9 protein-coding genes and 1 pseudogene are annotated in these 14,944 nt (G+C 53.5%); 7 read left to right on the plus strand and 3 right to left on the minus strand.

Annotation, left to right across the window (positions count from 1 at the left end):
• Window positions 1-314: 314 nt before the first annotated feature.
• A pseudogene (locus ACRYA2_RS24390) lies at window positions 315-527 on the plus strand (Tc toxin subunit A-related protein); the annotation flags it as partial.
• Window positions 505-762 carry a hypothetical protein gene (locus ACRYA2_RS24395; RefSeq protein ID WP_433633985.1) on the plus strand — a complete coding sequence of 86 codons (258 nt, stop codon included), beginning with the start codon at window positions 505-507 and terminating at the stop codon, window positions 760-762. The pseudogene ACRYA2_RS24390 and the gene ACRYA2_RS24395, both read left to right, overlap by 23 nt.
• 250 nt (window positions 763-1,012) lie before the next feature.
• Here the strand turns inward: ACRYA2_RS24395 and ACRYA2_RS24400 are convergent, their stop codons facing one another.
• Window positions 1,013-8,569 (minus strand): SpvB/TcaC N-terminal domain-containing protein, encoded by a 7,557-nt coding sequence (locus ACRYA2_RS24400; RefSeq protein ID WP_433633987.1) that lies wholly within the window; start codon window positions 8,567-8,569, stop codon window positions 1,013-1,015.
• A gap of 220 nt (window positions 8,570-8,789) precedes the next feature.
• Window positions 8,790-9,806: an alpha/beta fold hydrolase gene (locus ACRYA2_RS24405; RefSeq protein ID WP_433633989.1), complete on the minus strand. Its 1,017-nt coding sequence runs from the start codon at window positions 9,804-9,806 to the stop codon at window positions 8,790-8,792.
• Between the two features lie 406 nt (window positions 9,807-10,212).
• Between ACRYA2_RS24405 and ACRYA2_RS24410 the strand changes: the two genes are divergently transcribed.
• Complete coding sequence (locus ACRYA2_RS24410; protein WP_433633991.1) at window positions 10,213-10,389, plus strand: ribbon-helix-helix protein, CopG family; 177 nt, start codon at window positions 10,213-10,215, stop codon at window positions 10,387-10,389.
• Between the two features lie 403 nt (window positions 10,390-10,792).
• Here ACRYA2_RS24410 and ACRYA2_RS24415 read toward each other — a convergent pair whose 3' ends face one another.
• Window positions 10,793-11,782, minus strand: coding sequence for a hypothetical protein (locus tag ACRYA2_RS24415; protein WP_433633993.1), 990 nt, complete (start codon window positions 11,780-11,782; stop codon window positions 10,793-10,795).
• Between the two features lie 593 nt (window positions 11,783-12,375).
• On the opposite strand from ACRYA2_RS24415, the gene ACRYA2_RS24420 reads away from it, so the two are divergent.
• From ACRYA2_RS24420 to ACRYA2_RS24435, 4 genes are all read left to right on the plus strand, one after another.
• A complete protein-coding gene (locus ACRYA2_RS24420; protein WP_433633995.1) occupies window positions 12,376-12,606 on the plus strand; it encodes a hypothetical protein in 231 nt (76 codons plus the stop codon).
• Between the two features lie 9 nt (window positions 12,607-12,615).
• On the plus strand, window positions 12,616-13,038 hold the full coding sequence (locus tag ACRYA2_RS24425; protein WP_433633997.1) for a PIN domain-containing protein: 423 nt from the start codon (window positions 12,616-12,618) through the stop codon (window positions 13,036-13,038).
• A gap of 283 nt (window positions 13,039-13,321) precedes the next feature.
• Window positions 13,322-13,924, plus strand: a complete 603-nt coding sequence (locus ACRYA2_RS24430) for a DUF302 domain-containing protein (protein WP_433633999.1) — start codon at window positions 13,322-13,324, stop codon at window positions 13,922-13,924.
• Between the two features lie 362 nt (window positions 13,925-14,286).
• On the plus strand, window positions 14,287-14,565 hold the full coding sequence (locus ACRYA2_RS24435) for an amphi-Trp domain-containing protein (RefSeq protein WP_433634001.1): 279 nt from the start codon (window positions 14,287-14,289) through the stop codon (window positions 14,563-14,565).
• Window positions 14,566-14,944: the final 379 nt, after the last annotated feature.

Consider the following 14,944-nt stretch of genomic DNA (forward strand, 5'->3'; position numbering starts at 1 on the left):
TATTTCACAGATCTATGAATTGTGTGGGTGGGTGTACTCCGTCTGGCCAGGGCGCACTGGAACTGTTCGAATGCGAGTGTCTAGGACACCTTCCTCGGCTTATCAAACGTGTCCGGACGTCCGTGATCGCACTCGTCCCACTCACGGAGGGCATCAAGGCGACGCTCTTGAACAGCGGGCTCTCGCGCGTCGTCATAAGTGGTGAGACCTTCTAGACGCGAGTTATCCGTCGGACACCGAAATCGGTCGCGCTCACGTCCCCGGCGAACGCAACCGGGCTATTTGAGTAACAGCCCGAGTCTCAAGACAAACACTTCCCCCTCGAGAAGACGGGGGTTGACACGACCTGGGAATTCAGGATGCCGAAAGCGTCGAATCCCATCGACTACGACTCCATCGCCGACGTACTCGTGACGGTCGAATACACCGCTCTCGACAGCGAGACCAACCGCCAGCAGGTGCTTCAAAATCTGGATCCGGAACGCAGTGGCGAGCTGTGCCTTCGTGTTCAAGGACGAGTTCGCTGACCAGTGGTACGACCTCAACAACCCCGAACAGTCCCCGACACCAATGACGGTTTCGTTCGAGACGATCCGGGAGGACTTCCCGTCGAACTTCGAGAATGTTGAGACCAAGCAGGTGCTACTTTACTTCGCCGGCGACGACGTGGACACGCTCTCGAAATCGATGTCGGCCTCTACTTCAAGGAGGGAGCGACGTGTCGATTGGGGGAGAGGCGGTCCCAGACGACGGCGTCATTAGTACCCGACAGGCGAACGCCAGCGGATGGTACTCGATCACGAGTGGGTCGAGCGCACCCATTGGCAAATAGATGCACTCGCTCCCCGTCACTCCGGCCATCGTTTAGTTTTTTGAGAACGACAGCAGCGAGGACCCACTCTTCTCAGCCTCGTACGAATGATAGATACATTTGTAAACAAAAACAAAATGGTCCGATGAGGTCAATATTTTAACTTATGTTTATCCCCAGTTGTGCTGGTTTGACTGAATATTAGAAGTAACCGGCTCGCACCCAGCTTGCTTCCCTCCTTGATTGTTCTATCTCCCTTGCCGCTCGCTGTCTCTCAGCTGGCGTTCTCACACGCATAGCATCTTCTGCTGCGGTTTTATACACCCATCGTATTGCGTCATACGCACTCTCCAAATCAAGAGGTCCCGCTCCGATTTCCCCCGCAAAAGCACGCGCAAGCCTTTCTCCCCATGCAGCGTCCGAGTATATTAGGGTGAAGATTGCACCTCCAAGCGGTATAGATTTCACAATTTTTTCTCCAGACCACTTAGCGGCTTTCTTGACAGCCCCTTTGAGCTGATGAGCAAATTTGGCATTTTTAACCACGGTTCGTTTCCTAGTTTGTGGGTCAACTTTCACCTCATCGCTCAATTCAAAGAAATATCCTGCATTTTCGTGCAATGCTTTTAGCCCCTGTTTCTCATTAGTAAGTAGACCGGCCTTTCGGTACTGTTCCGCGGGTTCTGTCATGAACGCAGCCGAAGTTGATTTCTCGTGCCAGCGTTCTTTCTCAGGCCGGTTTAAATCCTGCCCAGTTGATATTATTGTGTGTTCTCCCCGCTGCTCAGGGTTGGCACTTCCTTCTGTCTCTAAGTATTGAGTTGGAGCGTCAAGCGAACTGTAATCGATTATGTTGTTCTTGGCCCATTGAACTTGAGTCGGATGATGAGCTTGGATATTTTTTCCACCAACACGGTCCTTTTGTGGGATTTTTTTCTGATTACGGTATGTATCTATAGCATATCGATCATTTCGAGACGGTTCGGACATATTTGAGGTGGGGCCCGAGACTTTATTAACAGGGGGATTGGGTGCCTGATTCTTTGGGGGTTTTGAATCACTACCAGTTGGATCTATTAATCTGATTGGGTTATTTCTTGTATATGTATACAAGTTAATTGCGATATCACGTACGGTACTATCACAGCTTGCCCACTTTGCAAGCCACGGTGCATAGTATCTTGCACCGTGATAGTATAACCCGCTCTCCTCATCCCGCTCCTTCCCTGTATATCGATATCGTTTCCTCGAAAACCCACCGAACGTCGTCTCCCCGTACGGTGAGTACTCCTCAAAGCTCACCCACCCACCATCACCACCGACTACGACATTACTGCTCTCAAGATGATCGCCAAAGTGGTACTGTACGGATGGATATATGTCACCATCATCAAACGGTTCCCCAACTCGAACCGTCGCGATCCGTTTCTGATCATCCATAACGTTGAGCGAGTTATTGTCTCTCGTCTCGCCGATCGTTTTGAGTCGATGGTGCTCAAAGACGTCATCCACGTACACGGTGCTCTCCGTCCGACCAGTCTTTTCCACCACCTTCTTCACTCGTTGTCCACTGGCATCGTAGCAGTAGAACGCCTCTTTCGATGGATTCGATTCGGAGTCCCGATAGCGACGGAGCCGGTCGGCATGATTCCAGTCGAGAACCATCCTGTCTCCCGTTGTCTGGACAGTGAGATTCCCATTCTTGTCGTAGGTATGGGTCTTGTCAGAACCTGTGGGTGAACTTCCGACGTACTTGAGCTGATTGTTCTTGTCCTTAACCGTTAAGTGACGGGTCCAACTCGGGTTGGTTTTGTTACGGTCATCACTCTGGGCGCCGTGCCGCATCCGCGTCATGTTCCCGACCGCATCGTAGTTGTACCGCTCCCAGTATTTGACCGTCCGTTCAGGCGCATTCTTGCGGTTAACTTCGGGCTTACCCGTCCCCGGGGGCTGGTGGCCACAGGGCGTGTAGTCCGTCATCGGGCGCTCATCTAGTAGCGCAGTGCACTCGCGCCCGGTGGCGTAGACCAGTCGGTAGAGCGGGTCGTACTCGAATTTTCGGTCCAGCTCGTGTCTACGGTCCATTGTGTCCTGCACGCCACAGTGCGGCGTCTGGTCGTTGATGCTCTTGATGTTCCCGACGAGGTCGTACCTATAGGTGAAATTCTGATAGAGGTCGCCACCGGGCTGGTCACCAGTCGCTCGATAGCCATTGGTGTCTGATTCGTACGTCTCAGAGCGCATCCGGTCGAGTCGGAAGGTCTCGGTGTCGTACGCGTACCGCGTCATCACCCCGTTCCCGTAGGTGACGAGCGTGCGCTGCCCTTTCGCGTCGTACGCGATGTGATCGACGAACGTCTCGCTCGACTCCTGAACGGTTCCCGTATTGCTACGTAGCTCGACTCGTTTAAGCGTTCCCGCGCGGTTGTACTCCGGCCGTAACACTTTGCGATCGTCGGTGACGTCCTTGGGATAGACGACTCTCACCGGCCGGTTGAGGCCGTCGTACTCGAAGGACGTTTCGTACATATCTCCCTCGTCTTCGAGAAGTTGGGCTTCCCTCGATTCGAGCGACACCCTGTCGCCCGACCCCCAGTCCACTGGACTTGGAGTCGACACGACGTCGTCCGTGAGGACTCGCCGCTTCTTCTCTTCGACATTCCCCTTGAAGTCGTACGAATCGAACGTGAGCAGTCCAGCTTCGTCGTAGTGCATGTAGAGAGCACTAGAGAGATTCCCTGCCTCGGCCGTCGAAGTTGAGACGAACTCGGTGTCGTCACCGTAGACGAGGCGCTCGCGCAGCGTCACGTCACCTTCCTTGCCGTCGCGGGCCCAGACATGCGTCGAGCGATTGAGCGCGTCGTACGCCCGCAGCGTGAGCGCCTCCTTGCTGTCACGTCGTTCAACTTCGTTGCCCGCCGCGTCACGGACGATCAGCCGTTCGCCAGCATCGATACTGTCGGTCAAAAGCGGCGAATTCGCGAGGTCGTAGACGTGCTTGAACGCCGTTCGTTCAAGCGCGTCGGTGATCGTCAGTGGATTCCCACGGATGTCGTATGTGGACTTCGTGCTGACTTCTTCGAGTCGTTCTTCCTCCTTTTCTCGCGTCCGTTCGACTGTCTCGATCGTCCGGCCGAGCGCATCCACGACCGCGCTCGATGGCGTGTTCCAGTGGTGCGTGGGCGCTTTCGAGTCCGTTCCGTGTGTTCGGCCCGCGTTGTCATTCTCGTCGTAGGTGTAGATTTCCCACGGGCTCGGCTTGAATCGTTCAGGGTCGGTAAGATCGTCAGGGATGCCGTGGACGACACGCTGTTCGGAGCCATCAGGATTGACCGTTCGAACCGGCTGTCCACGCGGATCGTAGTACGTCCGGACCCCTGCGCCAAAAATCGTCGACTGGTCCGATCCTCCCTGCGCCTCTGTGGCTTTGGCTTCTGATCGAGAGAGGTAGTCCCATCCCTCGTCATAGAACGGCTCGTACTGTTCGACGACGCGCCCCTTGTTGTCGAAAGTCTTCCAGCCGCTCACGACAACCCGTGGGGATGCTCGATTCGAAACGGAGGTGCCGGTGACCTCTTTAGGGAAGTCATCGTTCTCGTCGAGGTCGAAGCCACCGAACGGTCCGTCGCCGAATGCACACTCTTCGGCTTGCGTCCGCGTCTGGACGAGGCGCCCGAAGCCGTCAGAGTACTCCCGTGACTGAATGAACCGATCGGGGTACTGTTCAATTTCCGCCAGTTCGAGGATTTGGGCTGTCTGATCTCGCGGGAAGAGATCCCTGATTTCAGCATCGGTCAGCGGCGGCTGCCCAGTCTCAGCACGTTTCTCGTTCTTCGCTCGAATGAGGCCCTGTGCATGCTGTTCCCGCTTGATCGTGTGAACGTTGATCGGCTGTCGGTAGTCTGGTGGACTCTCCTCGAACGCCGCAAAATCGTAAATGAACTGCGTCCCGGGGGCATCGAACTCGAATCCTGGCTCGTCCAGAGTATCTCCCACCTGTTCGTCTTCACCACCCATGACCGCAATGGATTCCGGCAGGCCGAGCGGCGTGTATCGGACGTGTGTCCGGTTGCCATTCGGGTCCGTGACCTGCACGGGCTGCAGCACCCGGTAGTCGTACGATGCGGTGGTCGTCAGACCGACAGCGTCTGTGACCTCGATTGGAAGGAGGTCGAAGGAATCGTACTCGATGGTCGTGGTGTCACCGCGGGGGCCGCGAGTCGCCGCGAGTTGGCCACGCGACTTCCCGCTGGATTCGTGGAAATCGTACTTCCGCCGCTCGGTCGCGACATAGTACCCATTCGCTACGAACGGCGAATCGGTCCCGGCGCCGTCTGGGACACCGTAGCCAAGTGGAGTCATCGAAAGACCGGGCCGAGTGGCGTCGACAGACCCATCACTGGTCGATCCCTGAAGTAAGCCACGGAAGTCCTCAGGATAGTGCTGTGGCCACTGCGCAGTTCCCCTTGGCTCGAAATATGGATGATTCTCGGCATTCGGAAGTGATATCTTGCCCTCGGAGTATGCTTCTTGTAGAATCTCGTCAGTCAGAACCAGTTCCTCCGTCCGAATTAACGCGCCGTAGTCACCGATTTCGCCATAGGGCTGTCCACGGAATTCCCCGCCAGTACTGCCGTCGTAGAAATTGACTGTCTGAGCGATTACGTCTGTCGAGCACTCACCAGCCTCGATTGCCGTCTTTAACGTGAAGACGTCATCCCGGCCATCGTTCATTATCTCGTAGGTCGTCGAACTCGCGACGCAATCGACGATGTACTGATCTTCGTCGTTGAGAGATGGGTCGACATATGCTGTTCGCGTCAACGTCGCAAGATACGGTTTGGTTTTAGCCTCCGCACTCGATGAGAGTTCCTTCGTGTAATCCCGCTTGCGAGGCACAGCAATCGAAATCTGTGACCGCGGTTGTCCGTAGTCGTCGTAGTCGCCCGTGAACGCGAACTGGGTCATCGGGTCGTCACCGCGCTCCCACTGGGTCGTACGCTCCCCGGTCTTGTACGTAGAGAAGATGTGTCGTGGATCCTCCCCGCTCGGTCGCCGGAGTGATTCGGAGCGTTCCTCCGGCGGTTGCTTCTCGACAACCTCGTAGGCAGTTTCCGTCACTGTGTAGGGTCGATCCTGCTCACCATCGTCGATCGCGTAGAGTTCAGTTCGGAGGACACTTCCTCGGAGCGCACGGAGTGCGTCACGCCGGTCACGCCGTCGGTCGAGGCCCAACTGCTGGAGATTCGCCTGCCGATCGGCGGGCGAGGAGAGCACCTGCGGGTCCTCCGACCAGTACTCGCGCTCGTGGTTCACCTCCGACCACTCACCAAACTCGTCACCGACGGGACCCTGGTGGAACCATGTCTTCGTGAGCGTCGGTTCAGAGAAGTGTTCGTCATCCACATGTTCGAAGCTTACCTCGTCGTGGAGTCCCTCCTCGTTGTATTGGTTGAACGTTGTCGTGTCCTCCTGCTCCACGAAGCCGAATCCACGGAATTCCCGATCACCGCCGTCCCAGTAGCCCTGGTGGTACCGATAGACGGTCGTGAGTTTATTCTCTGAAATTTGGTCGATCGTCTCGACCTGCGAGACGACCTGCACAGGGAATGGGAGCGTCGTCTGCCAGCGTGTCTCCCGGTCTTGCTGATCTTCGAGGTAGAATCTGGTCGACGGTTCGTACTTCACTCGCGTCACCGCTCCCATGTGGTTGTCCATCTCGTTCAGGACGTACGGCTTCGTCCCTTCGGTAAAGTCCAGGAAGAACATATTGTGACGGAAGCTGCGGGCGTCGGCACTCCAGAGGATGCCCTGAATCCCGCTCCCCTTCAGATCGACCAGCCGGACGGCGTCCATGTCGGTCACGGATGGGGTTCCCTCGATCTCGATCCGGTCGCTCCACGCGTTCCCACTCTTGTTGATCCACAGTAGCACGCGGTCGTCGTCGACGTACACGAGGTCCGCACACCCGTCACCGTTTACATCGCCGAGAAGGATCCGTCGAGGGTCGTATCCAGACGGGAAGCGAGGGCTGTTACGCATGTGGATGCGACGGCCCCAGTTCCCGTGTCCGAGATTCGGCCAGTACTCGACGTTCCCGTCGTGGAGGAGGACGATATCCTGAAGGCCACTTCCTGAAATGCCGCCGAGCCGTACCCGCGGGTCGGAAAAGGAGACGTCGGGAAATGCCTCAGCACGCTTGCGGGAGACCGCCCGGACGTCGTTCCACCCTTCCTCCCGATCGCTGAAGAAGTGTTCCAGCCGCGTCCCCGAGCGGATGACGTCCGTTGACCCATCGCCCGTCAAGTCTGTCGGTTGCGCCTCGGAATCCTCCAGGCTGAAACTCGGGGCCTGCTCGAATCGCTGGAAGGCGTCCTCATCCCACCCGCCGTCGGGCTGCAGCGAGAAGTAGCCGGCGGGACCGTTGGTCCAATTGCCGGAGACCATTAAGTCGACCTGGGCATCACCATCCATATCCATCATCTGGACGCCAGGTTCAGCCAGGCGCGCCTGCGTCGGCGCTTCGCGCATCATGCGCGGCTCGTCGAACTCGCCGTTGCCGAGGTTCCGCCAGTACCGCACCGTGCCGCTCATCTCGACGATATCCGGCAGTCCGTTCGCATCGAGATCCGCCAGCTCCAAGTCTGGATTTGCGAGTGAGCGAGTCGGGAGGTCGCCTTCGACGGGGTCGAAATTTCGATCTTGGGGATCGAATTCGGAGTATCCAAACTCTAGTGGCGGTAGTTGTTGTGTGTCCTCGACACCGCCCTCCATTTTGTGTCCGGTAACCTCAACTTTGCCCAGAAGCGAAACCCCGTTCAACGGCGCCCGCTGATCGCTACGCTCGTCCTGATAGATCAGATTGTAGCGCCGGATTGTCTGCCCGTCAGCATCATACGTTCCGTCTTCATCACCGTGCGTCGTCACGGTGATCTCCTTACACCGCTTTCGGGTCCGGATCTCGAAGCCAGCTGAATAATCCGAGAACGGGTCAGGACGCTCCGTCTCGCGGTCCGTCTCATTGGATCGCTGCTCGTATTCGAAATCAACGGAGACAAGATATTGGGATTCGGACCCGCCACCATCCGCTGACTCCACATCAATGTATTTGATCCGCTTCAGATACGTCTGATCCCAGTGGCGCTCATCGGTTTTCCCGAGATCGCGGTCGTATTCATAGACGATCTCGTTCCCGAAGGGGTCCTCCGTTCGCTTGAGCCGCCACGCAAACACCTTGGTACGGTTTTTCGGATCAGCGATGACGGCTGAATCGATCCCTCGTGAACCTGCAGTCCCGTACGTGCTTACAAGGCCGTCCTTGCTGTGCACCGTCCAGTAATCGTCCTTGGAATTTCGATGGTGGACGATCCGAGCAAACAACCCCTCTGTTCGGGGTCGATAGATCGTCACATCTCCCTCTTCGTTGCGCTCGACAGGCACGAGATCCTCTGCTCCAGAGAGGAGAAACGTATCTTTGGTGTTGTCATAGATGGGCACTCCGTCGGAGGTTTTCCGACTGACGCCGGGAACGCTCAACTGCCAGCCTTGCCCGAATGCACTATTCCCATTCCCTGTACTGTAGGTTAAACTGAGTTCTGGCCCGAAATCGTTCCGTCCCGCGGGAAGATCGATTGGGACGGTGAAATTACCCGTTCCGGTGTGCAGATCCGCAGAGAACGTTTCACCAATTCCTTTGAGTGCTCCCCCACCTTCGGGGAGCGATATCACCTGTTCGGAAACCCCCGATTTGTTGCTCATCCGTTCTTCCCCTCTTAGAGCAAGAGGCAACATCCAGATGCTTATTTATTCACACAAATGACTATGCATAGTCATATCGTCGTGAGAGATGGTTCCAGCTATGTGATTCGACGAGGAATCCGCTATAGCGCGAACACCGATTTTAACTTCTTTTTGAGAATGCCAGTATTGCCTTTCGATAGGGACGATACCCCAGCACTTGCCGAGTCAGTAAACAGTCTTATCCCGTCGAATCGACGGTTTCAGCTACCGACTCGGCAAACTCCCGAACCTTTCTCCCGCCACGTTCAGCGTCGGGGCCAATCCAGGCGAGATGATCGGTATCGAGACGGAGGAATTCGACGTCTGCCAGTGTTTGGGCCACAAACTCCGCCTGAGAAAGTGGGACTGCCGCGTCGAATCTGCCATGAACTACGAGAACTGGACAGTCTATCGCTTCGTACTCAACGAGCGGGAGCCTCCGAAACCAGTGTTCGTCGTTGAGTGTCCCGTCAATTCGTGCGCTTACAGGACGAAGCGTTTGAACGACGTTGAGAGACTGCTTCCGGTGCTCCGGAGTTGTTCTAATGAATTCAACGTACTTGTCCAGCTCTTCGCCTTCGAGTGTTGAGACTTCACTATGAATCGCTTTTATAAGATAGTTCGGCGCAAACCGGTGGAGCAAGGCGAACAATCCGGACCGCACATCGAGGATCGGCGTAGATGTGAGAACGTAATCGACCACTGGATTACCCGTGTCAAATATTCGCTCATCGAATTCAGTGGTAATCGCCGATCCAAGAATGAGTCCAGAGACACGCTCGGGATACTCGGCCGCAAGCTGAAGTGCGGTCGGTCCGCCACCCGAGAGGCCGACGACCAACGCCTGCTCAATGCCAAGTTCATCTAGTAATGCGACAAAGAGTGCTGCCTGATCTCCGAATGACCGATTGTCGTCGAGAGGCGTCCGCAGGTACCCTGGTCTCGAGGGGGCAATTATTTCGAAATCATCTTCGAACATTGTTTCGGCGACATGTAATCCCTGATCGTAGCCACCAGGATCACCGTGCAAAACGAGAACTGGGAATCCCGATCCCTGTCGGGCGACTTCGATTAGGCCCTGATCCGTCGTGACGAGTTCACTCCCGGCTGCGAGCTCCTCAAGCCGGGCTCGTTTCCACCGCCACAACGCCAGCCCCGCTACCCCAAGAAGGAAGCTAACACTGCCCGCAAACGACCGAATCCAATTTCGCCCCATGTCTGTCCGGTGAAACGACGCCAAGAGAAATAAGAGTACTCCGTCCTTAGCTATTTTAGTGAAACACCGGCTAGTTCAAGCTCTCCATCGCAGCGACAACCTCTATTCACCTCTCCGAGCAAGATAGTCCCTGAGCGCCATATCGGAGTGCTGTAATCTGGAGGTATGGGTCACAGCCCCAAACCCCACCTACAGGATTGATGTAGGAATGTGGAAGTGACGAGATTACGCTTATCGACAAGGAGAGAGTCGGTTCTGGGACAGATTTGTATCAATACGAATGCGACGAGTGCGGGCACACATGACGCACATAAATTAGTATGAGCTACTATCGTTACTCCCAATCGAAATCCGTCGTGCTCACGTCTGACTGAATACTATGTGAAGATGGTATGAAGCACCACGTATGAAGCGAGTCACGTTCAAAATCCCCGAAGATTGGAAGAGAGAACTCGACGAGAGAGCAGATGAAGCAGGGGACTCACGGAGTGAAGTGCTTCGGAAGATTGTTGATGACGCACTGCATACGCCTGAAGATGATGGTGAGCAGGAGCGCTTACGGCGTGAAGTGGAGGGGCTTTAGACTGAAGTGGAGCGTCTGAAGAATGAGAAGCGCCAGATCCTCGAGCAGCGAGAAGAGAACCAGGAATTAGTCGAGTACGTCGAAGCGGAGAAGAGTCTCGTAGAGGAACAAGCAGAACGCAAGCGAGCGCCAGTCTGGCGGCGTGCAAAATGGTGGGTTATGGGAACACCAGAATGACCAAACCTCGCTTCCTTCCCCGCTGCGTTAACTTGTGCTCTATCTCGGATTCGCGATGAGCGGGATAGTGCTCAGGCAAGATACAATGAAGCACAAGGGAAGCTCAAGGTTTACAACAGCGAAAAAGACGGCATCATCACACGACTGAATAAATGAATCGGCCGTTAGCGAGCAACTAGACCATGTACCTGAGAGCCGGTAGCTTGTAATAGAATAACCGCCTAAGCTAGGCCGTGGAACCCTTAGACTCTTCTTGAACTATAGTGAATGCCCGACCAGTGAGAAACGTACCTAATCCAAAGAGTAAGGTAACCATTTCCGAAGTGAGGTTCATTATTCCTATTCCAGTCAATATTATAATCATTATAAAAGTAACAGTTATCAATGCAACAGTGATTGATCCCCATTCGAATGGGAACTTGTATCTTGAATGTAATCTTTTGAGAAGTGGTTTTTTATTTCCGTTAGAAGATGAAGGTGCCTCACCATTTCCAGACGGTGGATCTCCACCCCCAGACGGTGAATTGTCTTCGAGTACTGACGGCTCTTCTGTCGCCCAATCCTGATTCTTGAAATATTCCTCAACGTATTTTTCCCATATGGTGGCAATAGTCTCTTCGTCAGTTTCGGTTTCAGAAGCTATATTTTGTACTAATCGTTCCGTTAGCTCATCATGATGTAGTAGAACATTTTTTACAATGCTTGGGGTTGTGTCGGTCTTTACTGCTGTGTCAAAGATTATACTATAGTAGATACGCTCTAGTAAATATTTTCTAATAATTGATGTTGTAAAGGAGTCCAAAATATTTTCTATAGTTTCTTTGCTTTCGTTAATATCTTCAGAAATATCCGCAATATATTCTTGGTTCTCGTTAAGTAATGCATCAGAGGAAGCTAACTGGGCATTAAAACGGGATGCTGCAGCAGTGGCTTCTGCAAGAGCTATAGTTTGAGCAAGTTCATCATTTGTGAGGACCTCTGATGGAGAAGATGACCCATAGGATATTTTACTTCTGTCTATTTGTCTATCTTCTAAAATTGATTCGTCCTCTCGGTCCCATGTACCCTCAGTTACACCAGTCATGTCCTCCAGGTTTCTTCCTGTTCTTTGAGGTTGTTCTATACCTGATATTTCTTCCCAGTACTGTGTTTTCTCCGTATTATCTTCGATCTCTTCGAAACCAACTGTACGGAGTATTGTCGAACCCAATTTCATGAAGACATAACATGATACCCACTAATGTAGTTGTTTTCCCACTAATAGCTGGTATAGATGGGAAGACGGCTGGTTTCGATTCCGAATGATGTATGTGAGTTGAAGCCAAACAGGGCTAGTATGAGTGTTCTCTCGCGGGTCCGGCAGGTTGTGACAACCAGCGAGGAGCCAGATACGGTGATTGAATGCCGGCAGTGCGGGACGACATTCGACACTGTGCCTGATCAGTGTTCCGCATGCGGCAGTGACGATATCGTTGCCACCGCTCTCAACTAACACAGCTTACCACACGGTCGGCCGATCACAGTGATCACTAGGTGGAGAGAGGACGATAGAGTTCAGTCTGAGTGCTCGGGGCGGTGTGACCAAGAGGGTGCGGGCCCGTACAGTTATTCGTCAGTGTCGTCAGCGTACGGCATTGTCTCAGGTGTTTCGAGAAGTTCGAGGTAGAGGCCCCACTCCACGCGACAATACACGTAGGTCAAGCCCACTATCGGCCTGTCCTCGTTCCTTTGGGCTCGTTCAGTATAATGAAGGTGGTTTGAGCTGTTGCACCAAAAGACACAGGAGTCTGTGTGTCCATAGTATCCTGTATGCCTACGATCACGGTCAACGTCGACGATGACCTGAAAGAACAAATGGAACGACACCCCGAGATTAATTGGAGTGAGGTTACGCGCCAAGCTATCCAAGACAAGATTGAGAAGCTTGAGCTGATGGATGAGCTCACTGCTGACAGCAATCTCACGGAGGCAGATGTAGATGAAATTGCTACCAAAATCAACGAAAGCGCGCGAAAGCGACTCGACGAAGAATCGGAGTAATTTCGTCGAATGAAGCTGGTAGTCGACGCTAATGTTGTTATCTCGGCACTAATTGCTGACGCGAAAACTCGAGAACTCATCGTCACACTGGAACCGCAACTCTTGACGCCAGAGACTATCCACGAAGAGGTTGAGAACTACGAGGAACTCATCGTCGAGAAATCGGGAATGGAGCCAGAGCAAGTAACACAATTCATTGATCTTCTCTTCCAATATATCGAGGTCATTCCGGCAGAAGAATTCTATCCTGCTATCGGGCAAGCCCGAGAAGCAATCGGTGAGACCGACCCAGACGATGTGCTCTATGTTGCATGTGCACTCGCTTGTGAAGCAGGAGTATGGAGTGATGATACTGATTTCGATGAGCAAGACCTCGTCCCAGCGTTCTCAACAGACGACGTCATCGACTCATTCGAAACACGCTCAGCGTAAACTACTATATATGATCAGTTGACTCAGTCAACGAAAGAAGAGTGGAACAGTAACAGAGAAACTCAGAATCGAGATTGAATTCGGCCGTCTATTTTACTGCAAGGGGAACACTCTTGACGTCAAACACGTTCTGGTTCCCGATGATTTTGTCCTTGAGTCGGTCCATTCGGTCGGCCTCGTCTTCCCCTCGTTCAGGAGGATAATTTGCCTCTTACTCGCTGGAAGCGTGAGTGTGATGAACAGCCATACGATTAATCCGTTGTACGAACGACAAGATTAGCGTATGTCCGAGAACAGTCCAGATCGGCGCCGCCGACAGCTTATGAAAGCCGCGGGTCTTCTGGCAGGTGTCGGATCCAGTGCTGCAGTTGCTACAGGAAGTAGTGACGCTGATGAGTCGACAACCGCTAATGAGACTCCAACTACCACTGAGAACAGCGGTGATTACTGTCTCCCTGAGAATCCGGGATTAGTGACCGTCGAAAGCGACCAGAGTTTTGATGACACAGTCACGGCGATTAAACAGCGTATCGAAGCCAGCCCACTAACGCTCATGACGACGGTCGACCACGCTGCAAATGCCGACTCAGCTGATCTCGATCTCCCGCCGACAACACTTTTGATTTTCGGCAATCCCGAAATTGGAACGCAATTGATGCAAGCAAGTCGCACGGTTGCTATCGATCTTCCGCAAAAAATGCTTGTCTGGGCTGAAGAGGAGACGGTCCATGTAACGTACAACGACCCACAGTATTTAGCAGCGCGCCACGATATCGAAGGGAAAGACGATCTCCTGCAGCAGGTCTCGATGGCTCTGGAAAGCCTTGCAACTGGTAGTGGGTCTGAGGACGAAGATGGAGCGAGTAAGAGTAAACAGGAGTGTTGACCAGATGGTATTGACCTAGAGAACATCCTATCCGATCCTCCACTGAGACCGGTAGCTCGGAGAAGAGAAAGAAGTCAACTACCCCACCTCACTTGCTCGGGGCTTGCGCTCGCTCGCTTCGTTGAGGGTAGTCTTGCCGGTGGGCTCTAACTCTACCTCTTGCTCAGAGTATGCGATGAATCCTCGATTCGGTGTTACAGTCCCCGACTCCAAGGCGAGTTGAAACGACTTTGTTTCAGCTATCGTATTTTATTTATAGATAATAATCGTGTTTATCTATATGTATTCCTATAATAGTTAATCTAATTGATGCTAGAGATGCTCCTATCAGTTTATGGGACTCGTTCTCGTGTCCTATCCTCATGGGAGAACTCGAAACAGAAGAACAAAAGTCACGAGCAGAGATCGCCACGTATCTTCGAGACTTGGCCGATCAACTCGAAGCTGAGGGTGATGTCTCACTTGACCTTGGGGGACAACAAGTTGTACTGAATCCAGCCGATCCTGTAACGTTCAAATTAGAGGGAGAGTCGGACTGGGCGGAAGGCGATACAGAAGCAAAACAAAGCATCGAGTTTGAGTTAGTGTGGTGGCGCGATGCCCAAACTGCTGACGAGGGGACGTTAGACGTTCGCGAGTAGCTCTTCGTCACTGCTGTTTGTCGCAACCTCACAAGTCATTTCGTGTTCCTCTCTTCTGCCGAGAAGCAAGAGAAGATCTAGCAGTCGATGTCGAGCAAACACTTGCTTTTCATGTTGCCCGATGGGGCACTCGGTACTGTATGGGATGTGACGGCAGGTCGACGCGAGTGATATCACTCGCCGGGTGTCTGCAGCAGCCGGGACACCAGCTGTCGAATGAAACCCACGCTCACCTCCCCGAGACACCCCCGATAACGAGTGATATCACAATCGGCGCTATTGTTCTCGTCCACGCTCCGCCACTGACCCATAGGACCGATAGAAGCAATAGGAGACGCTCACCCCAACAAATCGTCGATTGCACGCAGAACGAGAAACC

The organism is Halomicrococcus pelagicus (assembly GCF_050954125.1).

Excerpts from the sequence above, each read along its gene's own strand:
- ACRYA2_RS24400 (WP_433633987.1), bottom strand. The coding sequence starts at position 8,569 with ATGAGCAACAAATCGGGGGTTTCCGAACAGGTGATATCGCTCCCCGAA.
- ACRYA2_RS24405 (WP_433633989.1), bottom strand. The coding sequence starts at position 9,806 with ATGGGGCGAAATTGGATTCGGTCGTTTGCGGGCAGTGTTAGCTTCCTT.
- ACRYA2_RS24410 (WP_433633991.1), top strand. The coding sequence starts at position 10,213 with ATGAAGCGAGTCACGTTCAAAATCCCCGAAGATTGGAAGAGAGAACTC.
- ACRYA2_RS24415 (WP_433633993.1), bottom strand. The coding sequence starts at position 11,782 with ATGAAATTGGGTTCGACAATACTCCGTACAGTTGGTTTCGAAGAGATC.
- ACRYA2_RS24420 (WP_433633995.1), top strand. The coding sequence starts at position 12,376 with ATGCCTACGATCACGGTCAACGTCGACGATGACCTGAAAGAACAAATG.
- ACRYA2_RS24425 (WP_433633997.1), top strand. The coding sequence starts at position 12,616 with ATGAAGCTGGTAGTCGACGCTAATGTTGTTATCTCGGCACTAATTGCT.
- ACRYA2_RS24430 (WP_433633999.1), top strand. The coding sequence starts at position 13,322 with ATGTCCGAGAACAGTCCAGATCGGCGCCGCCGACAGCTTATGAAAGCC.
- ACRYA2_RS24435 (WP_433634001.1), top strand. The coding sequence starts at position 14,287 with ATGGGAGAACTCGAAACAGAAGAACAAAAGTCACGAGCAGAGATCGCC.